Origin of the sequence: Tautonia marina (assembly GCF_009177065.1) — a bacterium.
Taxonomy (GTDB): Bacteria; Planctomycetota; Planctomycetia; order Isosphaerales; family Isosphaeraceae; genus Tautonia; species Tautonia marina.
Window position 1 is genome coordinate 295,994 of sequence record NZ_WEZF01000001.1, and the last position, 23,764, is coordinate 319,757.

General features: G+C 66.4%; 14 protein-coding genes. 5 read left to right on the forward strand and 9 right to left on the reverse strand.

The window, feature by feature from the left end:
- Positions 1-11: 11 nt before the first annotated feature.
- The 4 genes from GA615_RS01160 to GA615_RS01175 form a co-directional block, all read right to left on the reverse strand.
- Positions 12-1,928, reverse strand: coding sequence for a DNA gyrase/topoisomerase IV subunit B (locus GA615_RS01160; protein ID WP_152049421.1), 1,917 nt, complete (start codon positions 1,926-1,928; stop codon positions 12-14).
- A gap of 25 nt (positions 1,929-1,953) precedes the next feature.
- Positions 1,954-2,235, reverse strand: a complete 282-nt coding sequence (locus GA615_RS01165) for a hypothetical protein (protein ID WP_161602095.1) — start codon at positions 2,233-2,235, stop codon at positions 1,954-1,956.
- Between the two features lie 22 nt (positions 2,236-2,257).
- Positions 2,258-4,735: a DNA gyrase/topoisomerase IV subunit A gene (locus GA615_RS01170; protein WP_152049423.1), complete on the reverse strand. Its 2,478-nt coding sequence runs from the start codon at positions 4,733-4,735 to the stop codon at positions 2,258-2,260.
- Between the two features lie 323 nt (positions 4,736-5,058).
- Positions 5,059-9,075, reverse strand: a complete 4,017-nt coding sequence (locus GA615_RS01175) for a putative Ig domain-containing protein (RefSeq protein WP_161602096.1) — start codon at positions 9,073-9,075, stop codon at positions 5,059-5,061.
- Positions 9,076-9,885: 810 nt separating this feature from the next.
- Here GA615_RS01175 and GA615_RS01180 point away from each other — a divergent pair.
- A complete protein-coding gene (locus GA615_RS01180) occupies positions 9,886-11,511 on the forward strand; it encodes an ATP-dependent DNA ligase (protein ID WP_152049425.1) in 1,626 nt (541 codons plus the stop codon).
- A 297-nt stretch (positions 11,512-11,808) separates the two neighbouring features.
- A complete protein-coding gene (locus GA615_RS01185) occupies positions 11,809-12,252 on the forward strand; it encodes a ribosome-binding factor A (RefSeq protein ID WP_152049426.1) in 444 nt (147 codons plus the stop codon).
- A gap of 87 nt (positions 12,253-12,339) precedes the next feature.
- Here the strand turns inward: GA615_RS01185 and GA615_RS01190 are convergent, their stop codons facing one another.
- On the reverse strand, positions 12,340-14,367 hold the full coding sequence (locus tag GA615_RS01190; RefSeq protein ID WP_152049427.1) for a SulP family inorganic anion transporter: 2,028 nt from the start codon (positions 14,365-14,367) through the stop codon (positions 12,340-12,342).
- Positions 14,368-15,109: 742 nt separating this feature from the next.
- Here GA615_RS01190 and GA615_RS27305 point away from each other — a divergent pair.
- The 3 genes from GA615_RS27305 to GA615_RS01205 all read left to right on the forward strand — a co-directional run bounded on the left by GA615_RS27305 (position 15,110) and on the right by GA615_RS01205 (position 19,079).
- A complete protein-coding gene (locus GA615_RS27305) occupies positions 15,110-16,009 on the forward strand; it encodes a hypothetical protein (RefSeq protein WP_161602097.1) in 900 nt (299 codons plus the stop codon).
- A gap of 823 nt (positions 16,010-16,832) precedes the next feature.
- Positions 16,833-17,396 carry a hypothetical protein gene (locus GA615_RS01200; protein ID WP_152049429.1) on the forward strand — a complete coding sequence of 188 codons (564 nt, stop codon included), beginning with the start codon at positions 16,833-16,835 and terminating at the stop codon, positions 17,394-17,396.
- A gap of 219 nt (positions 17,397-17,615) precedes the next feature.
- Positions 17,616-19,079: a sulfatase family protein gene (locus tag GA615_RS01205; protein ID WP_201750073.1), complete on the forward strand. Its 1,464-nt coding sequence runs from the start codon at positions 17,616-17,618 to the stop codon at positions 19,077-19,079.
- Between the two features lie 82 nt (positions 19,080-19,161).
- Here the strand turns inward: GA615_RS01205 and GA615_RS01210 are convergent, their stop codons facing one another.
- From GA615_RS01210 to GA615_RS01225, 4 genes are all read right to left on the reverse strand, one after another.
- Positions 19,162-19,836 carry a hypothetical protein gene (locus GA615_RS01210; RefSeq protein WP_152049430.1) on the reverse strand — a complete coding sequence of 225 codons (675 nt, stop codon included), beginning with the start codon at positions 19,834-19,836 and terminating at the stop codon, positions 19,162-19,164.
- Positions 19,837-20,004: 168 nt separating this feature from the next.
- Complete coding sequence (locus GA615_RS01215; RefSeq protein WP_152049431.1) at positions 20,005-21,168, reverse strand: TolB family protein; 1,164 nt, start codon at positions 21,166-21,168, stop codon at positions 20,005-20,007.
- Complete coding sequence (locus tag GA615_RS01220) at positions 21,168-22,826, reverse strand: serine/threonine-protein kinase (RefSeq protein WP_152049432.1); 1,659 nt, start codon at positions 22,824-22,826, stop codon at positions 21,168-21,170. Before GA615_RS01220 ends, GA615_RS01215 begins: the two co-directional genes overlap by 1 nt.
- A 5-nt stretch (positions 22,827-22,831) precedes the next feature.
- A complete protein-coding gene (locus tag GA615_RS01225) occupies positions 22,832-23,452 on the reverse strand; it encodes a sigma-70 family RNA polymerase sigma factor (protein ID WP_152049433.1) in 621 nt (206 codons plus the stop codon).
- Positions 23,453-23,764 lie beyond the last annotated feature (312 nt).

Genomic DNA, 23,764 nt, shown 5'->3' on the forward strand with positions numbered 1-23,764 from the left:
AGGTCGGGTCGCTAGATATCAATATCCCGCGCCGAGTACGCTTCTTCCATGATGAACTTGAACCGGGCCTCCGGCTCCTTGCCCATCAGGTCGGAGACGGTGTGATCGGTGTACGGCCGGTCTTCATCAGGAATGGAGACGCGGAGCAAGCGGCGGCGGGCCGGGTCGAGGGTGGTCTCAAACAGAAGCTTGGCGGGCATCTCGCCCAGCCCCTTGAAGCGGGTGATCGTGGGCTTGGCGTTCTTCGGCAGCTTCTTCAGGATCGCGTCGCGCTCGCGGTCGTCGGCGGCCCAGTAGTTCTCCTTGCCGTAGGTCACCTTGTAGAGCGGAGGGCAGGCGAGATAAACCCGCCCGGAATCCATTAATCCCGGCAGGTGCCGATAAAAGAACGTGAGCAACAAGGTGGCGATGTGGTGGCCGTCGCTGTCGGCATCGGTCAGGAGGATGACCTTGCCGTATCGCAGGCGAGCGGGGTCGAAGTGCTCGTCGATCCCACAGCCGAGCGCACTGACGAGGTCACCCAGCTCCTTGTTTTCCAGCAGTTTTCCCTTCGTCGCCTGCTCGGCGTTCAGGACCTTGCCGCGCAGCGGGAGAATGGCCTGGATGTGCCGGTCGCGCCCCTGCTTGGCCGAACCGCCGGCCGAGTCCCCCTCGACGATGAACAACTCGGAACGCTCGGGATCGGTGCTGTCACAATCGTGCAGCTTGCCCGGCAGGTTCAACCGATTGCTGATCGCCGTCTTCCGCCGCACCTGACTGGCGGCGGCCCGGCTCGCCTCGCGGGCCTTGGCCGACTGGATCACGCGATGGACAATCGCATCGGCGACGCTTTTATTCTTGATCAAAAAGTCTTCGAGCCGCGGACGGACCATCGAATCGACGAGTGCCCGGACTTCTGGGTTGTTCAAGCGTCCCTTGGTTTGCCCCTGAAACTGCGGCTCGCGGACACAGACCGAGAGGACTGCCGTCAGTCCCTCCCGAATATCCTCGGCCTTGATCTCCGGCCCTTTCTTCGCCAGTTCATGATCCTTGATGAACTTCTGCACGGCCGCCCGCACCGCTTCCCGAAGCCCCGACTCGTGCGTGCCGCCGTCTCGGGTCGGAATTGTGTTCACAAACGAGCGGATGTCTTCGTCCGTTGCCTCGGTCCAGGCCAGAGCGACTTCAAGCCGCAGGTCGTCTTCCTCTCGCTCCAGCACGAAGGGAGAGGCGGCCACCCGCACATCTTCGCGGCTTGTGTTTACGGCGTCGAGGAAGTCGGTCACGCCGCCGTCGTGGCGATACTCAACCGAGGTGCCGGCCCGCTCATCCACGAACTGGATCGACAGCCCCTTGTTCAAATACGTTTTGACTTCCAGGCGCTCGGCGATCAGGTTCGGGTCATAGATCGCATCGACGAAGATCTCCGGATCGGGCGTGAAGCTGACCGTCGTGCCCGACCCCCGAGCCGGTTCCCCCTTTTCGACGTTCCCCAGCGACTTGCCCCGCGTGTAGCGCTGGGTCCAGACGTGCCCATCGCGCTTGACCTGCACCTCCAGGCGTTCGCTCAATGCGTTGACCACGCTCGCCCCCACGCCGTGCAAGCCGCCGGCCACCTTGTAGGCGTCGTTGTCGAACTTGCCACCGGCGTGCAGGGTGGTGAAGATCACCTCCAGCGCACTTTTTCCGGTCTTCGCATGAACATCAATCGGAATGCCGCGCCCATTGTCCGACACCGAACAGGTCTTCCCGTTCTTCGACAGGGTGACGACGATCCGCGTGGCGTGGCCGTTCATCACCTCGTCGATCGCGTTATCGACGATCTCCCAGAGCAGGTGATGCAGCCCCGCCTTGTCCACCCCGCCGATGTACATGCCCGGCCGCCTCCGGACGGCTTCGAGCCCCTCCAGGACGGTGATCGATTCGGCATTATAGGTTCCAACGGCCATCGGCTTCGATCCTTCTCGGGTCGGGTCAGCGGTCGATTTCGGGGTCGAGGGGGTGGAACATCGCAGCCCGACGTTCCTGCAGGGTCGGTTCTCCCAACCATCGCCGCGGGTTGCCGCACATCCAGCACGAACAGGAGGCGAGGTGGTCGTGATCCTTCCGGGCGAAACGATCGCGATCCTTGGTGTCCATGTCCATGAACATCGAGGAGCGTCGAGCCCAAGCGATCATCCGCGTTCGGTGATGCCTTCGGACGGCTCGCTTTGGTGGCACCGTCCCTGGTTCTGTCGGGTTCGAATCCTCGCTCATCGGTCAACGGCTCCGATTGGCTTCACGAACGCTCCTGATCCACCTGATCCATCGGCGGCACGGGGGTCGCTTCGGGCAAGACGACCTCGGCGATCGACCCCCGCTGCATGATCGCGTACCCCTTACCGCCTCGACTGGTGACGGGATACTTCGACGCCCGCAGCGATTGCACCGCCCCTCGGCTGGTGCGGACCTCCAGGCCGTCTCCCTTCGCCCCGGCCAGGGTGAAGCCAAGCACGCGGTCCTTGGCATCAAGCCGAATCGCACTCACCCCCTTGGCCACCCCGGAAACCACGTTTGCCTCATCGACCGGGAAGACCAAAATGCGGGCCGATCGTGTGACCAGGCACACCTTTTCCGATCCGTCCGACGCCTCGACCCCGATCACCGCATCATCAGGATAGCTCGCGTCGAGCCGGACAATTCCGCGCCCCTTCTTGGTCGACACGGGAGCCACATAACTGAGCGAGAACCGCAACGTCTTCCCCCCGGCCGTCACCGCCACGCCATACGGCGGCGGGGAGGACTTGCCGTCGCCGTTGGTCGAGCCGTGGCCGTCGCCGTTGCTGCTGCCGGGCTGCAAGTCGGCGTCGAGATACCCCTGGCGGGCCTTGCCGTTCTTCGACGTTGGGGCCTTGGGCGAGGGCAGGCACCTCGGGTCGTGACACACGACGCCGACGATCGCCTCCTGGTCCTCGAAGGCGAATTGCCGCTGGATGGGCTCGCCGTGGCCGGTGGTCATGGCGATGTCGTTGACGCGGAGCGTGTAGGCCACCCCTCGGGTTGTGAAGAGCGTGAGCGTTTGTCGGGCCCGGCAACGGAAGACCCAGCCTACGCGGTCCTCATCCCTCACCCGGATGCTCGCCACGTCGGTAAACGACTTCTGCCGCTTCACCCAGCCGTCTCGGGTGACGATCACCCAGGCGTCCTCGTCGACGATGTAGTCTTCCTCGCGGAATTCGACCGTCTCGACCGGCCCTTCGATCATCGTCCGGCGCGGGTCGCCGTATTTCTTGGCAATCGCCTTCAATTCCTCCCGGATCAATCCCCAGCGGGCCGACTCGTCGGCCAGCAACGCTTGCAGCTCGGCGGCCCGGGCGCGCCGCTCCTCCAGCTCGTCAAGAATGTCCTGAATTTCCAGCTTGCCCAGACGGTAAAGCTTCGTCTCCAGCACGGCGTCGGCCTGAAGCTCCGAGAGGTCGAACCGCTCGATCAACTTCGGCGCGGCGTCTGCCTTGCCGTCGCTCGCCCGGATGATGGCGATCGCCTCATCCAGGTTGTTGAAGACGATCGCAAAGCCTTCCAGGATGTGAATGCGTCGCAAGACCGCGTCCAGCTCGTGCTGGAGCCGACGGGTCACCACCTGCATCCGGAAGTCGAGGAAGTGGACCAGGATCGACTTCAAATCGAGCCGGGCCGGCACCGCCACCTCGGCCTCGGCGGCCGGCTGCAGGCAGGTCAGGTTGACGTTGAAGTTGTTCTGCAGCGGCGTGTTCTTGAACAGGTACGCGAGGGCCGCGTCGGCGTTCGCCCCGGGCTTCAGGTCGAGGACGATCCGGATGTCATCCGTGCTCAGGTCCTTCACGTTCGTCAGTTGCGGCACCTGGCCCCGGCCGATCAGGTCGCCGATCCGCAGGACGAGCGGGTCCTTCTCGACCCCGTACGGAATCGACGTGATGACGATCCGGTTCGGGTTCTTTGGATCGGTTTCGTACGTCCCGCGCAGCTTGATCGTTCCCTGACCGGTGGCGTAGATCTGCCGGATCTCGTCGCCGCTGTTCAAGATCACGCCGCCGGTCGGGAAGTCCGGCCCCTGGATATGCTTGAGCAGCTTCTCGACCGGCACGTCGCGATTATTGTCGAGCAGGGCGACAAGCGCGTTGCAGACTTCCTTCAGGTTGTGCGGCGGGATGTTCGTCGCCATGCCCACGGCAATGCCCGACGCCCCGTTGACCAGTAGGTTCGGGATCTGCGCGGGCAGGACGATCGGCTCATCGGCCGTCGAGGCGTAATTCGGCCGGAAATCGACCGTCCCGTCGCGCAGCTCGCTGAGCAGTTCGGTGGCAATCGGCATCAAACGGCATTCGGTGTACCGCATCGCGGCCGGCGGGTCGCCGTCGATCGAGCCGAAGTTGCCGTAGCCTTCAATCAAGGGATACCGCAGGCTGAACGACTGCGCCATCCGCACCTGGGCGTCGTAGATCGACTGGTCGCCGTGCGGGTGATAGCTTTTCATCACCTCGCCCACGACCGCCGCGCTCTTGACGTACCGGCTGTCGCTCGACACCCGCAGATCGGCCCACATCGCGTACAAAATGCGCCGCTGGACCGGCTTCAGGCCGTCGCGCACGTCGGGCAAGGCCCTCGATGTGATCACGCTCAGGGCGTAATTCAGGTACCGTTCCCTGGTCGCCTCGGCCAGGGGAACCACCTCGATCACCTCGTTGCGCCCGGCTCCGTCGCCCTGGGCTCCTCGATTCAATTGCCGTTTTCGGGCCATATCCGCCTCGTGCTCAGACGATCGGGCACGCCCGGCCCGCTCAGTCCCTCCGTCAATGCCGTACTCTACGATAATACGATCGGCCGACCAGTGCAATCGGCTTGAGTGTACAAAATCATCGTAATGCTCGGCGCGCTCCCCTGAACACGAGCCCGACGAGCAGCACCGCCATCGGGGAGCGCGTCGCCATCGACCTCCCCGACGACGCGTTCGGGAGGTTCACCCCTCCCTGCGACACGGCCGTTCCACTCCCGCGTCCGCCGGTGGCTTGATCCGATCGGAATGGCCTTTTCTTAACGTGCAACCTGTTGTGACGGAACGGGTTATCGCCCGTGGCGAAGCCAGGCTCGCAACGCCAGCCCGAGGGATCGGGGGTCCGCAGGGAGGGGCGTCTGCCCCGATCGTGCGATCCAATCGCTCCACGCCGGACGGGCCCGCGTCGGGCGCTGGGACGCTTGCAGCAGGGCCGATCGCATGGTCGGCGAGGCGTCTGCCGGGGTCGCCCGACGCGCGAGCCAGGCCGCCAGGGCCGGGCTCGGTCGCGGCGGGGAGGGGGCGTTCGCCCGCAGGGTCGGCAGGGTCCTCTGGAAACGCGGCAGCGGGACCATCCGGCCCGAGCGGTTCGCCCCGGCGAGGATCTCCCGCCCGAACGCGACGACATGATCCCCCCCGCCTTGCCCGTCGCCGTCGCCGTCGAGTAGGTTGCCGGTCGTGTCCCGGACTCCCGCCGGACCTCCGTCGACGACCAGCACATGCCGGGCATGCAGGGGCAGGAGGGTCATCGTCTGCAGGGTGACGGTCCGGTTCGCCGGGTCGTAGCGGGCGTCTCGGATCGGGATGACGCGATCATCGGCCGTCTGCGCCTGGCCGTCGCGTCCGGGGTGAATCAGGCGATAGGCCGATCGATTCTCAGCGCTAGCCGCGTCGAGCGCCTGGTCGAAGCTCAGCACCAGGAGGGTCGGCTGAGCGTGGAACCCATAACGCTGTAGGTTGACCACCGTTGCTGTCGGCGTACCGTCTCCGTCGACGCGGACCATCAGCCCGCCCTCCGGGCCGATCTCGACCGAGGCCGCCTGGCCGGGCGCAAGCCCTTCGACGCTCACCTCGCGGAACGCGCCCTGGATCCCTTCGCTGACCAGGAAAGTGAAGCTCTCCCCGTCCTGGGGCACATAACCGTCGAGGAAGACAAGCCGCAACGTCCCGTCGATCACGGCGTTGCCGGTCACGACGAGCTGGTCGTACTGCGTCCCGGCCCCCGGCCCAGCAACCTCGATTTCCAGCGTCCCCTCGGGCCCCTGAGTGTAGTTCCCCTGGATCGTGAGCACGCCGGGGGAGTTGCCGGGCGAGACGGTGCCGGCGAAGTTGTTGACGCCGCTTCCTTCGACGGTTGGGTCGGGGCCGATCAGCGTGCCGTCTCCCTTCAGATTCCCCTGGCTGGTGATCCTCAGGCGGCCCAGGGTAAGTTCCTGCCCCTGGCCGACGATCACGGCGCCGCCTCGGAAGTCGAGTACGCCGTTGTCGCTGACATCCAGGAGTGACAGGCCAGGCTGGAAATTGGGGGGCTGCACCGCGAGGATCCCGCCGTTCCGCAGCACGATCCGCCCGGTCCCCTCCCCTTCGAGGCCGAAAAAGTTCAGCTTGCCCACGTACACGGTCGGCGCGACGACCTGAGTATTCTGCTCGCTCGGCCCGATCCGGTCGATCACCAGAAGGGGCGTCGCCGGCTCCCCCTCGCGGCCGGTCACGTTCACGGTCTCCGAGAAAACCGAGCCTCCGCGCTGGACCCGCAACTCGCCGCCGTCCTGCACCTCGATGAACGAGAACTCGTCGGGGTCGTCCATCTCGATTTCGGAGGAAACGAAGGTGGACCCGATCTGGCGGCCACCTTGCACGATCACCCGGCCCATGTTGGCCCCCTCGGTCAGGTCGCCGATGATGAGCCTGAACGCCCCGTCGAGGCTCCCGCCGTTCTCGATCAGGATCTCGCCATTGCCCTCCTCGCCCACCTGGATCTCATGAGGCCCCGAGAAGAGGCCGCCGCCATTGACGTGGATCCGGCCGCCGAAGCTGCCCCGGGCGGCAGGTGCCCCGACCTTGAGGATCTCCTTCAAGATGTCCGCGTCGTCATCCAGAGCGCTCGCGTCGGCGTCACCCAGCCGGAGGATCGAAAGTTCCTCGATCGTGATAGTCGTCCCCACCACCCCGCCGACGCTCAGCTCCTCCTCGACCTCCCACTCGCCGCCCGACCGAAGCACCGCCGTGGCGACCTGGCCGCCCTCGGCGCCGACTTGACTCCTCAGGGAGCTGACATGGCCGAAATCCTCGACCAGCAGGCTCGCCGGGCCCCCGCCCGCGCCGAAGTTCAGGCGGCCCTCGCCGAGGCCGAAGGGTCCAAGGTCGTTGACCTCCAGCGTGGAGCGCAGTTCGTCGTCGAAGATCGCCGGATCAGGGTCATAAAGGCCGCGAACGACGATCGCCCCCGTGCCTGCGCCGACCCCCACGCCCAGCAGCTCGGTCAGGACCACGCTCCCACCGTCCTCGATCCGCAGCTCGCCCCGCGCCGCGGGGTTGTTGCTCACCCCGATCCCGCCGATGCCGCCCCCGACCCACGTCAGCGTCGAGGGGGTGCGGGTCGCGACATCGACGCCGCGGACGATGACGACCCCGCGCGAGCCCTCCTCGCCGATCGCGAACCGGGTGCTCAGGAAGTCGTTCGCGTCGAGGTCGGGGAAATGGGATGCATCGATCTCGACCCGCGCCCCGTCCTCGATGGTCAGCGTACCGTCGCTGGTCCGCCCGACAGTGAGGAAAGCCAGCTCGACCACGGTCTCGGGCCCCTTGACGTTCATCGTGCCGGGGGCGCCGTTGGTGGCATTGCCGATCAGGATCTGCTTGGCGTTGACGAAGGCCTTTTCCTCGACGTTCAACTCGGCCTCCCCCCCGCCGCCGACGACGAGCAGGCCATCGACCTGGAAGATCGACGTCTCGCCCGTGAGGGTCGCCTCCGACGCCGCGCCGAGGCCGATCGTGGCGAAGTTGCTCGACACCGAGCCGTCCTGCAGCACGAACCAGCCGTTGTCGACCACGACGCCGGGCTTTGTCTCGTCGGTCGACTGGGCGCGCAGCAACGACTCGACGAACGTCACGATTCCCGTTGGCACGGGTGACGACGGCTCGCCGCCGAGGACGACCCGCTCCACCAGCCGATCGCCGACCTGGACGGTGTACGCGGCGGGGACCTGGAAATAGGCCACATCGAGGATGCCCGGCACCGCGTTGCGGTCCCAGTTGGCCGGCTCGTCGAAGCTCCCCCCGGCGTCGTTGGTCCAGTGGAAGGCCCTCGGGTCGTCGACAGTGATCGTGATCGTCTCCGAGTCGGTCAGGCCCTCGTTGTCGGTCACGACGACCGTGACGGGGAATGTCCCCGCGACGCTCGGCGACCACTGGAACAGCCCGGTGTTCGGGTCGATCGCCATGCCGGCGACGGCGTCGGTGCCCAGGCTGTAGGTGAGGGTCGATCCCGGCGCGCCGGTCGCCGTAGCGAAGAATTCGAGCGTCTCGTCCACGTCGACGGCTTGCCCACCGATCGGGTCGAGTTCCGGAGCCTGTGTCGGGTTGATCGTGAGCGTTACCCGGGACGTGGCAGATTGCGGGAGCGAGAATCGCACATCGGTTTGCACTTGCAGGGTGAGCTGGTAGATTCCGGGCTCGTCGAGGACCAACGTCTCGTCCCGGTCGGGAACCCTGGCAATACTCGAAGCTGTGAAGAAGACGGGAGGCAAGCCGTCGAGGCCGTCGGGAGGATAGGGGCCGCCGAAGGTGATGATGCCCCGGTTGTAGGACGAACCGAGCGGGGCATCGATGTCGGTCACAATCCGCACCTCGACGCTCTCGGAAACGTCGAGCACAACCCCAAAGGAGCCGTTCGCCACCGACTCGACGATCCCGGGAGCATCCAGGCCCGCGCCGGAAACTCCGAGCGTGAGGTCGAGCTCCGCGAGGCCCCCACCGGGGTCGAAGGTCGTGGTGCCCATCAACATCCCCCTGGCGTCGCCGGTGGGAAAGATGGTCCGGTCAACGTCGAAGGCGTGGTCGACCTCGATCGGAAAGGACTGATCGGTCAGCGAGATCTGGTCGCGATCGACCGTCCGAATTCCTTCCCGCGCCCGGAATTCGAGATCATCGAACGTCCCCCCCACCGTGACCAGGCTGACGGCCAGCAGTTCCCGGGCTTCCAGGAATTCCAGCGTGCCCGCGATCGGCTTCCGTCGTGGCCGGTCCTGCCGTCTGCGCTGAGCGAGGGGAGCCCATGTGCCCGGGAATTGACGAATGCTGGTCATGGTCGCTCCTTTGAGAATGTCGCCCTCCTGGCACGAAGCGAGCGGTCTTGAGAGGTGTGCCGTCATGAACAACCGCGAGGTGGCCCGAGGCGCGGGATGGAGTGGAGCCTCCCGAACGACCTCTGAGGTCCACGACCGGCGTACGGGCTCTCGGCCGAAGACGCGACGCCGTGGCGGACGATGGACAGGTGAACGAAGACCTCGTTCTCGGCCGCCGGATTCAGAAACCGGAGGTTCCCCGTCTCGCGTGAGCAAATCCTCGATGCAAGCGGGCCACCCGGTCTCATCTCCGGGCCGTTCCGATTCCTCGGCCGACTCACCCCAGACCGACTCCTCTCAATGCGAAGCCTTCTTCACGCGGACGCAGGCCCGCTCAGTCCGGAGTGGGTTCCACACATTCAGTTCATGAGCATGCCATCGTTTTCGGACGCTTGCCAATCAAAAAACCAGATTTCCTCGAAAGAAATTGCTGGATGAACACATCATGGACGGACCTTGAGCAAAGCATGATCCTGCCTTACCGAGCGGTCGTGCCAGAGCGCCGGGCGGCCTCCGTGGATCGCTCATTCCGAAAAACCTCGGTAAATCGGCCCGATCAGACGATTCCAAGCCAGTTCGCCAGCATTTGAACGTGTCAGAGAAGGCGTTTTCCGGATTCCGCGATGCCCGCGTCAACCACTCTTGGGCCGTCCGGCCCCTTGATGAACGGATGAAACACAAGAGTCCTGAACGCGATGCCCTGACCATTGACTACAATGACTCCGCCCAGGCTGGCCTCGGCCCTTCGACGATCACGGACGGGATCCCTCCATGAAAGCCTTCGCCGACCTCTACTCGGCGCTCGACGAGACGACCAAAACCACCGCCAAGGTCGAGGCCCTCGTCGCCTATTTCGCCCAGGCCGACCCGCGCGATGCGGCCTGGGCCGTCTCGTTCCTCATCGGCCGCAAGCCTCGCCAGGCGGTTCCGGCAAAGAAGATGCGCGAATGGGCGGCGATCGAGGCGGGCATTCCCGACTGGCTGCTCGGCGAGTGCTACGACGCCGTCGGCGATGCCGCCGAGACGATCGCCCTCTTGCTCCCGCCTCCCGATCGCTCCAGCGACCGACCCCTGGCCGACTGGGTCGAATCGGTCCTGCTGCCGCTCCGAAACCACGACGAGGAGACCCAGCGGCAGATTCTCCTCGACACCTGGCGAGCAATGGACCATTCCCAGCGATTCGTCTGGAACAAGCTCATCAGCGGAGCCTTTCGGGTCGGCGTCTCCGCGCAACTGGTCACGAGAGCCCTGGCGAAGCTCGGCAAACTTGAACCGGGGACCGTCGCCCACCGCCTGATGGGCGACTGGACCCCCTCGGCCGACTTCTTCCAATCCCTCCTCGATCCCGACTCCTCCGACACCGACCTCAGCCGCCCGTACCCCTTTTGCCTCGCCCACCCGATCGACGACTCAGGGCAGGGGGGGCCGGCCGGTCTCGGTGACCCTGCCGCCTGGCAAGCCGAGTGGAAGTGGGACGGCATTCGCTGCCAGCTCATCCAGCGATCGGGCGAGACGTTCCTCTGGACCCGGGGCGAGGAGCTCGTGACCGACCGCTACCCCGAGCTGGCCGGCCTGGGGCCGATGCTCCCCGACGGCTCGGTCATCGACGGCGAGATCCTCGTCTACCGCGACGGCGCCGTGCAGCCCTTCGCCCAGCTCCAGCGGCGGATCGGCCGCAAGACGGTCGGCAAGACGCTGTTGAAGGACGTTCCGGTTGCCCTCTTTGCCTTCGACCTGCTTGAAGACGCCGGCGAGGATCTCCGAGCGCTGCCCCTCCGCAACCGCCGCGCCCGGCTCGCCGAAATCGTCGCCGCGACGAACATCCCGACCCGCCTGATCCTCTCTCCCACCGTTCCCGGAGCCTCCTGGGCCGAGCTGGCCGAGGTCCGCGCCGGCAGTCGCGATCGCCTGGCCGAGGGGCTCATGCTCAAGCGGCTCGACTCGATTTACCACGTCGGCCGCGTTCGGGGCGACTGGTGGAAGTGGAAGATCGCGCCGATGACCGTCGATGCCGTGCTCACGTCCGCCCGTCGCGGGTCGGGCAAGCGGGCGAGCCTCTACACCGATTACACTTTCAGCCTCTGGGATGACTCCGACCGCCTCGTGCCGATTGCCCAGGCGTACTCCGGCCTGACCGACGAGGAGATCCGCCGCGTCGATGCCTGGATTCGCCGCCACATGGTCGAGTCGTTCGGCCCGGTCCGCACCGTGACGCCCGAGCTGGTCTTTGAACTCGCCTTCGAAGGCATCCAGCGATCGACGCGGCACAAGTCCGGCATCGCCGTCCGCTTCCCCCGCATCCTCCGCTGGCGCACCGACAAGCGCGCCACCGACGCCGATCGCCTGGAAACCCTCCGCGCCCGGCTTTCCGGTCCCGATGGCCCGTCCCAGCCTTGACTTGATCGCCCCTCGGCCGGAGCTATGATGCCCTTACAGTTCCAGGGCGATCTCCGAACCCGATCCCGTCCCATTGGGTTCGAGACCTCCATCAGAGGAGCGGGCCGGTTCCGAAGGCCCGCAAGTTGCATCGCGATTGCCCCTTCAGTGGCCTTTCGATCGGCTGGGTGACCGGCCCAACGTCCTGTCGAGGCGAACCCGACGGCCCGGAGCGTTGTCGATCTCCCGGCCTCGGCCGCGTTTGGCGTCATTCCGGCACCAAGAACCGTGCTTGCTCTCCGCGAGAGGGAATCTCCCATGCCCCCGCGCAAGAAACCATCATCGGGAAGCCGTCGAGGTGGCCGGCGTCCGTCGGATGGACTGGTCGATCCCCGAGACGTCTTCGCTCCCGGCTCCGGCCGATCCGGACCACGAAACAGCCGAAAGGCGATGCAGCTTTGCTCACAGGTTCAGCGAACCGTCGAGCAGGTCATCCTCGGCGACCTTGATGACGAGGTCCTCCGCAACCTCTGCGTCCTGGCCGTCGAGCCGGCCCCCGACGAATCCCGATTGCTCGTCACCGTCGGCCCGTTCGCCTCGAACGTCGAGATCAACCCGATTCAGGTCATGGAGCACCTCGGCGCCGCCTCGGCCCACATCCGAACGGAGGTCGCCGCCGCCATCACCCGACGCAAGGTGCCGACCCTCGTCTATCAGGTCGCCCAGCCCCCCGGCCCGGCCGACGCCCCACCCCCCGGTTAACGCTCCCGACCGTCCGACCACGACGACGATCTCGGGTGATGGCGGTCGTTCGCGTGATCGGGGCGGTCCAGCGAGAGTTCCTTTGCGTCAATGCCGGGCATCCTCGGCCGATCGCCCGACGAGGTCGTTCGGCATGGCGGTGCGTTCGTGGGCCGGGGTGGCCATCGACTCGCGCCGGAACCTCGCATGGAGCGATTCCCAGTCGATCACCAGTTGCCCGCCTCCGCTCTGGTGCTGGCTCGCCCACGAGGCCAGCAGGTCGAGGCACGCGTGGTCGATGTACGACAGGTTTGTCATGTCGATGTGCAGCTCGGCATTGCGGGGAACCCGTTCCAACTCGGCGGCCAGTTTCGGCAGCCGGATGAACGTCGCGGCCCCATCCAGTGCCAGCACGGCCTTCTTGCCCCCTTCGGAGATGTCGAGCGTCGTGTTCAGCGACGAGAACGTGTACAAGAGCTTCACGCCAGACAGCACGATCCCGACGATCACCCCCGTCAGCAGGTCCTCCAGCACGATCGTCAAGACCGTTGCCGCATAGATGGCCACTTCGCTGATCCCGTACTGTCGAAGGCTTCGAATCGCCCCCAGGTCAACCAGCCGGTAGCCGATGTAGACAAGCATCGCCGCCAGGCTGGCCGTCGGAATCAGCCGAAGCAACCCCGCCAGGCCGACCACAAATACCAGCAACCAGAACCCGTGCAGAATCGCCGACAGCCGTGTCTTGCCCCCGGCCTGAATGTTGGCCGAGCTTCGGACGATCACTCCCGTCATCGGCAACGCCCCGAACAGGCCGCACAGCATGTTGCCCACCCCCTGTGCCGTCAGCTCGCGGTCGTAACGGGTCCGAGGTCCCTGATGCATCTGATCGACCGCCGTGGCGCACAGCAACGTCTCGGCACTGGCAATCGCGGCAATCACCAGCCCGGTCGAAAGCAGGGCCGACCAGGGGGCATCGCTCAGAATGCTCCAGGTCGGCAGCGTCACGCCGTCGAGCAGATTCGTCGGCACTTCCACATACAGCACCGGAAGCTTCAGGATCGTCGTCAACGCCGTCACCACGATGATCGCCAGCAGCGTGGCCGGAACCACCTTCCAGCGCTTCGGTGCGAGCCCGTCCCAGACGACGATGATCAGGATTGTCAACAGGCCGACCCCCGCCGCCAGGTTGTGGCTCTTGAGGCTGACGAGCAGGTCTTCGATCGCGTCCACCGCGGCGTTCTGACTGGCCAGGGCGTCGTACTCGTTCCCCAGACGCAGATCGTCGGCCGCCGCGTTCGCCCGATCGGCGGCCTTGGCCGCGGCCCGCTCGACAGCGTCCATCTGGTCGCGGTCGCCGTCCAGTGTTTCCAGACGATGCAAGACCGGAGGCAGCGCTTCCAGTTCCTCGACGATCGTTTCCTGATCGCCGAGCAGCTCGCGCAGGGCGGCAATCTCGGCGGCATGTCGTTCGGGCGATTCCGCCTTCCACTGGTCAATCGTCGCGTGGTCGGGAAGGCGTTCCGCGGTCAGCTCCCAAAGGCGTTCTTGCCGCCGGTGCAGCTCGCCGATCTGCCGCAATTGCTCGGTCTTGAACGCCCGTTCCTCCTCCGAACCCAGGTTGGGCCAGGCCATCCCTTTCTCAATCGCCTCGGGAATGGTCAACAGGTTCGCAATGCCGCTGCTCTTGGGCGAGTCATCCACCATCACGTGAAACTGGCTGGCGAAGATCAGGATGCCGATTCCGGCCAGCATCCCCTTGATCACCGCCGGCGACACTGCCCGGAACCACTGGCCGAAGCGCAGCATCCCGGCCACCAACTGCGCCGCCCCGGCAATCAACACCAGCAGGCCGAGCATCTCCAGGCCATGCTGCTGAATTGCTTCGTAAACGATCACCGTGAGCCCGGCCGCCGGCCCGCTCACCTGCAACGGCGACCCGGCCAGGACGCCCACCACCAGCCCCCCCACAATCCCCGTAATCAGGCCCGACGCCACCGGAGCCCCCGACGCAATCGCAATCCCCATGCACAGCGGCAACGCCACCAGGAACACCACGACCGAGGCCAGAAGATCGCTCCCCAGCGTATCCCAGCGCTTCGGGGTCGAAGGTGATGGCGAAGATGAAGATTGGCTCATCTGTTGTTATGCTCGATTTGGCGTGATGAACGGGACAACCAGACGTTTTCATGCACGCACATTTCTTCTCTGGCTACCGAGCCCAGCCTGCGCTGGGCGAAGCCAAGGGAAGCAAGGTCACGTTCGATGATGCCCCTGGGTCTGGAAAGGTTAAGGGTTGATCCTCGCAAGAACCTTCGATGCAAACAAGGCATACTTTGAGGCTCCCTCCACGTCCCCCCACCCCGACCACAAGCGCCATCCCCAGCCGCGCCGATTGAAATTTCCCTTCGAAAAATGGGCTGGCCCGTGTGAGAAATTCGTATTATCTCTCCTTTGGATACGTTTCGATCACCCGCGATCCGCCTCGCTGAAGCTCGACTTCCCTCGGCTCCCCAGGCTCGGCATCGCCTGTCGGGGCAAGCCCCGCCCTGCAACACCTCCCGACGCTCGACGAGACCTTCCAGTCTCAAATGATGCGTCGCCCGGTTGCCCTGGGTGTCCCCGGTGGCTCGCTGTGCAATGCAGGGACACCCAGGAACAACCCACCATTGTTGAGTGGAAGGTCTACGACCCACCACCGGCGCCGCTCCGCTCGGCCCCGGCCCATCGACTTTCTCGCTTCGTCTCCTTTACAATAATTCCGTTGAGATCGGAGCGCCTTGATTCCAGTCGTTCGCCCCCCCGGCTCGCCTCATCTCGCCTCACGCTTCGTTCTGAGCGGCGATTGTGCCGCATCTCGGCCCGACCGGAGGATTGACCCATGCGTCGGCTCCTTGTTTTGCCGTTCTGTCTGCTGATGGTCGGTTCCGCCTCGGCACAGAGCTTCGCCCCGGCGCAGTCGCGGGCAGCCGAGCCTCCCCCGCAACAGGCCCGCGTCGCTCCCCTCGGAACGCAACTCGGCGGTCCGATGGAACTCAACACCAATCTGCTCAACAGCGGCATGCCCGTTCCCGCACCTCTCGGAGCGATGGCCGACGCTGCCGAACTTCCCGGCCTGATCTCGGCGCGCGTTCCGACTGCCGGCGCGCTGGTCACGGTCCCTCCTGCCGCCGTCGCCTCCGGCGTCCGGCTCTACACCTACACCAATCCCCAGGGCGGTCTGGAATCGGTCGCCTACGACCCCTCGACCGGCGCGACCATCGTCTACGACCAGACCATCTCTTACAGCCTCCAGAACCAGCGGCTCCGGGCCGGGCAGGGGGCCACCCCTCGCGTCGGCTCCAGCGCCGCGGACGGCATCGTCAATAACCCGAGCTTCAGCCTCCAGCCCGGCCGAGCGGACCCTCAGAGCGGCATTCCTCTGCTGAACCAGGCGTTCCCCTCGTACAACTCCCGAACCAACCTCGGCCTCGGTGCCTCGCCAAGCTACGGCACCCCTTCGCCCTTCTCCGGCAGCCCCATGAACACCCTGGGACTCGGCTCCGGCTCGACTCCCTCTCCCTTTGCCGGGACTCCCATGGGCACCTTTGGTGCCGGCAGCGGCGGCGCGATCTCCTCGCCCTTCTCCGGGACACCGATGGGAACCCTCGGCGGCACCTCCTTCGGCGGCTCCACCGGCGGCGGCAACTCCCTCGGTGGCGGCACGTCGCTCGGCGGCGGTGGTGCGCTCGGTGGCGGTACCTCACTCGGAGGTGGTGGTTCGCTCGGCGGCAACCCGTGAGTTCCGGTCAGCCATTGACGATACCGTGTCCCCCAGGCCACCACCGCGAGGTCTGTCGACGCGGGCGATTCACGGACGCGCGCACCTCCTATCGACCGCTTCCACCCTCAAATGATGCATTGCCCTTGCCTGGGTGCCCTTGCCTGGGTGGCCCCGGTTGGCGAGCCACCGGGGCCACCCAGGAAAAACCCACCATTATAGAGTGGAAGGCCTACTCCTGTCGGCTGTCGGCTGTCGGCTGTCGGTGGCCAAATCGCTTGCCTTCGAAGCCAAAGACGCAAGGATCCAAAAACCACGGCTCCCATGTTCTCGTCGAATGGATCGTGGAGGCGCAGGCTCCGTCCGCTCGATCCTGTCGCGATCGCACGAGGCCTCACTCGTTTCGATCGCAAAACCAAGGGAGCCTGCCCCGAACCTTGAGCGCGTCCCCCTGCGTCCTGATCTCAAAGACCTTGCCCCACCACGATCAACGCTCGCTGTCCGAGGCACCACCCGATCGACTCCCGCCCGAGCCGCCGGGCACGCAAACTGCACACCCTTTCTTTCCCAGGCCGGTGAGATTATCTGACTGGCCTGAAGCAAAAAACCCCCGAGAGTCCCGCAACCACGATTTGGAACCCGTTCCGGCCAAACTTCCGGGGCGGATCGATCTTGCGAGACCGGACAATTTGACCGATTTTCCGGAACTTTAGCAAAATCACTGGATCACCCAAACTCTAGAAGTTATATACTGGAGCAGACCTCGGCTCCGGGTCGTGGTGGTTTGGCTCCGGGTCGAAGGTAATCGAGTCAGGTTTAGAACAACCCGAGGAGCGCGCAGCAAATGTCCTTCCGAATGATTCTGGGTGCCGCCGCGGCGGCCGCCCTTGTTGCTTCGTCGGCCAACGCCCAGTCGAAGCAGATGCCAACCCCGCAGGCCCCCGGCAAGGCGGCCCCGGCCGCTCAGGCTCCGGTGGCTCCCTCCAAGGTCGCCCCCGCTCCGGCTCCTCAGGCTCCTGCCAAGGCTGCTCCGGCCCCGGCCCCTCAGGCTCCTGCCAAGGCTGCCCCGGCCCCGGCTCCTCAGGCTCCGGCCAAGGCTGCCCCGGCTCCGGCTCCTCAGGCTCCTGCGAAGGCTGCCCCGGCTCCTGCCCCGCAGGCTCCTGCGAAGGCTGCCCCGGCCCCGGCTCCTCAGGCTCCTGCCAAGGCTGCTCCGGCCCCGGCCCCTCAGGCTCCTGCCAAGGCTGCCCCGGCCCCGGCTCCTCAGGCTCCTGCCAAGGCTGCCCCGGCCCCGGCTCCTCAGGCTCCGGCCAAGGCTGCCCCGGCTCCGGCTCCTCAGGCTCCTGCCAAGGTTGCCCCGGCCCCGGCTCCTGCCCCCCAGGCTCCGGCCAAGGCGACCGGCCAGTACTGAGTTCCTCGCCGGAACATCCCGGCGACCATCCGCTCCATCGTCTCGATGCGCCCAGTTCCGGGAGATTCGTTCTCCGGGGCCTGGGCGTTTCTCGTTGCGCCGCGTCCATCGGGTGACGGGTCGAGTCGATCGTCTGTATCATGGCGAGCCGTCGGGCCGATCAACCCGCGCGTGCCGTCGAAATCACCAGATGGTCATCAATGAATGAGGGAGCAACGGATGATGCGATGGTTCTTGCCGGTGCTCGGTTTGCTCGTCCTGCCCGCGCCGATTCAGGCCGCTCCGCCAGACCCTTCTCGGCCGCACATCGTCCTGATTCTGCTCGATGATCTCGGCTTCGGCGATCTCGGCTGCAACAATCCCGACGCGAAAACCGTCACCCCCCGCATCGACTCCTTTGCCTCCGAAGGGCTTCGCTTCACCGATGCCCACGCCCCCGGCTCCGTCTGCGTTCCCTCGCGCTATGGCCTGCTCACCGGCCGAGACCCCTGGCGCGCCTCGCTCGACTGGCAACGCGAGGCGATCATCGACGCCGACCGACTGACCCTCCCGTCCCTGCTCCAAGACGCCGGTTACACGACCGCCATGGTCGGCAAGTGGCACCAGGGGTTCGACGGCGGCATCGACTTCGCGTACGACCAGCCCTTGACCGGCGGGCCCGTCGATCGCGGCTTCGACACGTTTTTCGGCATGCACGCCTCGCTCGACATCCCCCCGTACTTTTACATCAACGGCTCCTCCGTCGTCGCGGCCCCGACCCTCACCATCGACGACCACTTCAGCCCCGCCCCCTGGTCCCGCATTCAGGGGGCCTTCTGGCGAGCCGGTCCCATCGCCCCCGGCTTCGTCATGGAGCAGGTCCTCCCCCGCTTCACCGACGAGGCGATCGCCTCGCTCGACCGCTTCGCCACCGACCACCCCGATGACCCGAGCTTCCTCTATCTCGCCCTGACCGCTCCTCACACCCCCTGGCTCCCCGACGATCGCTTCCTCGACCTTGGCGAGGCCGAACTCTACGGAGCCTTCGTGGCTCACGTCGATCTCGAGGTCGGCCGCGTCCTCGATGCCCTCGACCGCCTCGGCCGCCGCGACGAGACCCTCGTCATCCTCGCCAGCGACAACGGCCCGGTCTGGGACCCGAAGGACATCGACCGCACCGGCCACCGCGCCACCGGCCCCTTCCGCGGCATGAAGGGGGATGCCTGGGAAGGCGGCCACCGCGTCCCCTTTCTCGTGCGATGGCCCGGCCAGACTCCTGAAGGGACCATCACCGACGCCCTGCTCAGCTTCACCGACCTGCTCGCCACCTTCGCCGCCATCGTCGGGCGCGACCTGCCCGACGACGCCGGAGAAGACAGCTTCAACCTCCTCCCCATCTGGCGCGGCCAGCCCCTCGACCGCCCCATCCGCGAGACGCTCGTCACCCAATCCTCCTCCGGCGTCCTCGCCGTCCGCCGCGGCCCCTGGAAGCTCATCCCTACGCTCGGCAGCGCCGGCTTCTCCCTCCCCCGCCGCCTCGACCCCGCGCCCGACGGCCCCACCGGCCAGCTCTACCACCTCGCCACCGACCCCTCCGAGCAGCACAACCGCTTCGCCGATCACCCCGAGATCGTCGCCGAGCTCACCTCCTTGCTCGACCACCTCCGCGCTTCCGGCCGCTCCCGGCCCCGCTCCGCCGAGTGACCCCCCATCCTCCCGCGTTTCCTCCCTCGCGACCCGTTGCCCGTCCGGCCGCTGCCGGGCGGGACGGATCGCCTCGGATCGATCAGGAACCGGCCGGAACCACGTCCCTCCGACGCCGGGCCACGATCGCCCGGCCCGCCGCCAGCCCGATCAGGCCGACGCCCAGGGCGACCAGGCTCGGCGGCTCCGGGATCACCCCCGCCCGGATCGCCGCCGTGAACGTCGCCGAATCGGCAAAGGAGGAGAAGCTCAAGGTCCCGAGGGTCGTCCCGAAGACCCGGTTCGAGTTGCCGAACGGCGAGCCGGCACTCGCAATCGGGCCGATCGCCGATTGTAGGTCGTAATCGATCAATTCCGGGGCAAAGAGGCCGAGTAAACCAACAAGCTGGGTCGAGCTGCCGAAGGAGATCGCTCCCGACCCGCCGAGATTCGGCAATTGCGTATCGGATTGCACGAACATGACCTCGGTGAATTGAGCGGTGCCGATTCCCCCGATCGAGACGAAGGCCGGATCGGCGGAGACAAGGTATCGACCTTGGCTGGACGGTCCTCCCACGTCGGCCGTCTCGACCGTTGCGAACAGGGTCAGCTCGGCGTCGGTGAATGTCTCACTGCCGATGCGTCCTGAGGCGATGGTTGAGAAGGTGAAGGTGATCGGTTCGGCCCTCGCCTCCAGGGGGTGCCAGCCAGCCGACCCTGCCAGCACGGCCAGCGCGACGACAATCGGAAATCGGTGCAAGATACGATGGTGCATCATCTCGAAAACTCCTTATAAACAGAGTACAGACACAACGAACCTCATCGCCCATCACTTCCCGACGGAACAGCCCGCCGGCGCTGGGGATGGATCACAACAATGGGGGAAGCAGAATGGATGCTCAGCAAGGCACACGGGCGGCCTCTCACGCCGGCCCCCGCACCGAACTTATCGCCAGTTGAGAATGGCATGATACCGGTACGGATCGCTCGTCGGTGTCAGCGAGACAATCCCGTTCTTGCGCGAGATCCCCGCCGCCGGGAATCGGACCACTGAATACCGGTTCTGCAGGTTCGTGTTCAAACCCCGGTAGAACTGCACCCCCACCATCAGCGAGCCGTCGGGCGACCACACCGGCTGGCTCACATAGTTCGACGACTTCCCCTTCGTGGCGATCGCCCGGATCATCCCGGACACCGGATGAACGGCATAGGTCCCCACGGCCTGTTCGTTCCCGACGAAGTTCCCGTTGAAAAACGCGATCTCCGACCCGTTCGGCGCCCACCTCGGGTACGTCGCGCTGAGGCCCGTGACCAGGCGATCGACGAGCACGCGGTCGATACCGGTCGCAACCTCATAAGTCCGCAAGGCCCGCTGCGAGGAACCATCGGGGTAGGACTGACTGCCGATATACGCGACCGTCCCGCCGTCGGGGCTCCAGGAGTGCTGATAGGTAGAGAGAGAGGACACGTTGAACCGCTCGGGGATGACGGGCTCGAAGTCGGCGAGGGTCACCGAGTCCTCAAGCCGCTCGAAGGGGGAAGAAAGCACGACCAGCTCGGTAGACGAGATCCTCGTCGTGCTCTCCTCGAACGTTGGGCCGTCAAAATACATCCGGCTGACGATCAAGGAGGCGAACGAATCGTCCGGGCTCGTCGGCAGCGTCATCCTGCCGAGGCTCACGAGGACCCCCGGCTCCGCCTCATACGGCTGCGCCGAGAGCCGCCTCCAGACCACGCCCCCCTGGCCGTCGGGCGCGAAGGCGAACAGGTGAGAGAGGAACTCGTCCCCCACCTGAGCCTTGAGGTTCGTCAGGAACCATTGCACGCGGGGCGAGGCCGGGTCGAACGGGTCGAGCGGGTAGGTCCCGACGCTCGGCCCGGCGATCTCACCGATCTCCGAGTAGGGCGCAGACGCCGTGAATCCGCCCGGCACGAGGCTCACCCGGTTCGAGCCGTCGGGGTTCATCGACCAGAGTTCCTTCACCTGATACGGCTGGTCCACCACCCAGGTGATGCGGGCCTGCCCCCACGCCGGGGCCGCCGTCGCGATCAGGCCGATCAGAGCCATCGGCAGCGCCAGGGCGCGTCGCCGCGTTGTCCATCGAGTCATCAATCGTCCTCCGTTTCTGGTTCAAGAGGGGGGTCGAGAAGCAGTCTCGGCGTTCTGGCCGCCGACTCCGCCCGCTTCGCAACAACGCGCGAGCGGTCGGCCACGAACGCCAGGCCATAGAGAACGGTCAGGGTGAGGAAGATGACGGTGAAGAAGGTGTGATAAGCAACGCTCAGTGCCTGGTCGTCCCAGGTGTACGCTCCGCCGGCATCGATCCTGAAGAAACCGATCTGGAAGCCGACGAAAAACAGGAATAGACTCAGCCCCAGACCGATTCCGAGCGGGATCACCCGTCGGTAGCCCCAGAGCGTGGCCCAGCCGACCACCGCCGTCGGGCCGTAGGCGAGGCCGATCCACTTCAGCAGGAACCATGCAAAGCCCTCGGGCCGGGGGGCCGGGATCTTGCCCAGGGCCAGCAAGAGCAGGCCGGACGCGGCGTAGAGCGTCAGCATCAGGCCGATCCCCAGCGCGTACCGGCCGGCGTCGCGGACGCGGTCGGGCCGCCGGGCCCACAGGGAAAAGCGGTGGCCAAGACTCGCAGGCCGCGCGACGATCGGCTCGCCCCGGAGCCAGCGGTCGAGGTCGTCGGCCAGTTCGGCGGCCGACTCGTACCGGTCGCGCGGGTCCTTCTCCAGGCACTTCAGGCAGACGGTCCGCAAGTCCCGGTCGACCGGCCCGTCGGGGCTGCTCGGAGGATCGGGCGGGCGATTGCGAACCTGTTCGAGCGTTTCCAGCGGCGTCGCGCCACGAAAGGGCGGCCGGCCGGTGAGCAGGGCATACAGCACCGCCCCCAGGCCATAGATGTCGGTGGCGATCGTCACGTCGCCCCGGTCCGACGCCGCCTGCTCGGGGGCCATGTACGGGGGAGAGCCGATCAGGTCGCCGGTCCTCGTCAACGACTGCTCGGCGTCGAGGTCGCGGGCCAGGCCGAAGTCGGCGACCATCGGCTCCCCCTCGGCGTCGAGCAGGATGTTCGAGGGCTTCAAATCCCGATGCAGGATGCCCCGCCGGTGAGCGTGGTGCACGGCTCGCGCCACCTTCGCCACCGCCCGAGCCGCGGCCTGAGGGTTGCCCCGGAACCGTTCGAAATGATCGTCGAGCCCGCCGCCGGGGCAGTACTTCATCGAGAAGTATGGCAGCCCGCGCTCCTCTCCCACCTCATAGACCGGCACGATGTTCGGGTGATCGAGCCGAGAGACCGCCTCGGCCTCGGCCCGGAACCGCCGCAGCTCGGCGTCCGCGGCGAACTCTCCGGCCAGGATCATTTTGATCGCCACCGGCCGGCTCACCTGCGCCTGCGAAGCCTCGTAGACGACCCCCATCCCCCCCCGGCCCAGCTCCCGCAGTAGCCGGAACCGCCCGAACTGTTCCCCCTCCTCCAGCCGGATCGCCGGACGGTCGCGGCCTAGGGTGCCACTGACCACCGAACAGCCCAGGTCGGCCAGCAGCACCAGCGCCGGCAGCAGCCTGCGGAGCGTCTCGGCATGCTCGGGGTGGGCGGCCAGCACGGCCGCCTCGTCGATCCGCCCCCCTTGTTCCAGTTGCCGGGTCAATGCGTCGATCAGCCGGCCGACCTCCGGGTCGGGCGTCCGGTCCGAGACGCTGGGAGGGTCGTCGTCTCCATCTTCCGAAAGGGTCAGTCGAAGGGGGGTATTCATGCGGGTCACTCCAGGACACCGGGAGCAAGCCGGTGCCTCAGGTGCTCGATGGCCCGGACGTGCCGCGTCCGGACCGCCTCGGGGCTGATGCCAAGCAGCGCGGCGATCTCGACCGTGTCGAGGCCCTCCAGGTGTCGCAGCACCAGGACCTCGCGATCCGTCGGCGAGAGCCGGTCGATCGCCTCGCGGACCAACCGCCGCACCTCGTTGCGCGAGGCCCGACGGCTCGGGCTGGAGCCGGCTGCCACGAGCCGATCCGCCAAAGCCAGGACCGAGCCCTCGGGCAGCCCCGGGCCGGCCTCCTCCTCGCGACGGACGCTCCGCGCCTCGGCGCTGATGTGCCGCCGATGCACCGCGATCAGGCGATCCCAGGCGATCTGACGGAGCCACGGATACAACGGCAAGGGCCGCAGCCGGGCGTAGTCGGCCAGGCCCGCCGCGGCCTCGGCCAGCGTCTCCTGCACGATGTCCGACGGATCGACCCGCGCGGCCACCCGGCGATCGAGCCGCACCGCCACCATCCGCCACAGCCGGTCGCGGTGCAACTCCAGCAACCGACTTCGCGCCTCCTCGTCCCCCGAGGCCGCCCGGCCCAGGAGCCGATCGGCTTCGGTCCCGTCTCCCATGGCATTCGTCTCATCCCTCACACCCGGACCCTCCTCTCCCCCAGACTCCGCCGGGCCGGTCCCCCGCGTGACGACCTTTTCTTCCAAAAATGTGTCAGATCAATCTCCATCCCGCTTGTGCAACCATCCGCCTCGGTGGCACATTCCCCGCCTCGCCTGGCAGAGACGGTCTGGGGGGACCCCTGACGCGGCTCGAGCGTCGCGAGCGTTCATGCCCCCGATTGAGTGACTGGACCTCGCCCAAATCCCGATCCTATTGGATGAGGCGACTTACGCTCTGTCCGCGTCCCCAAGCCCTCCAGGATCAGGAAC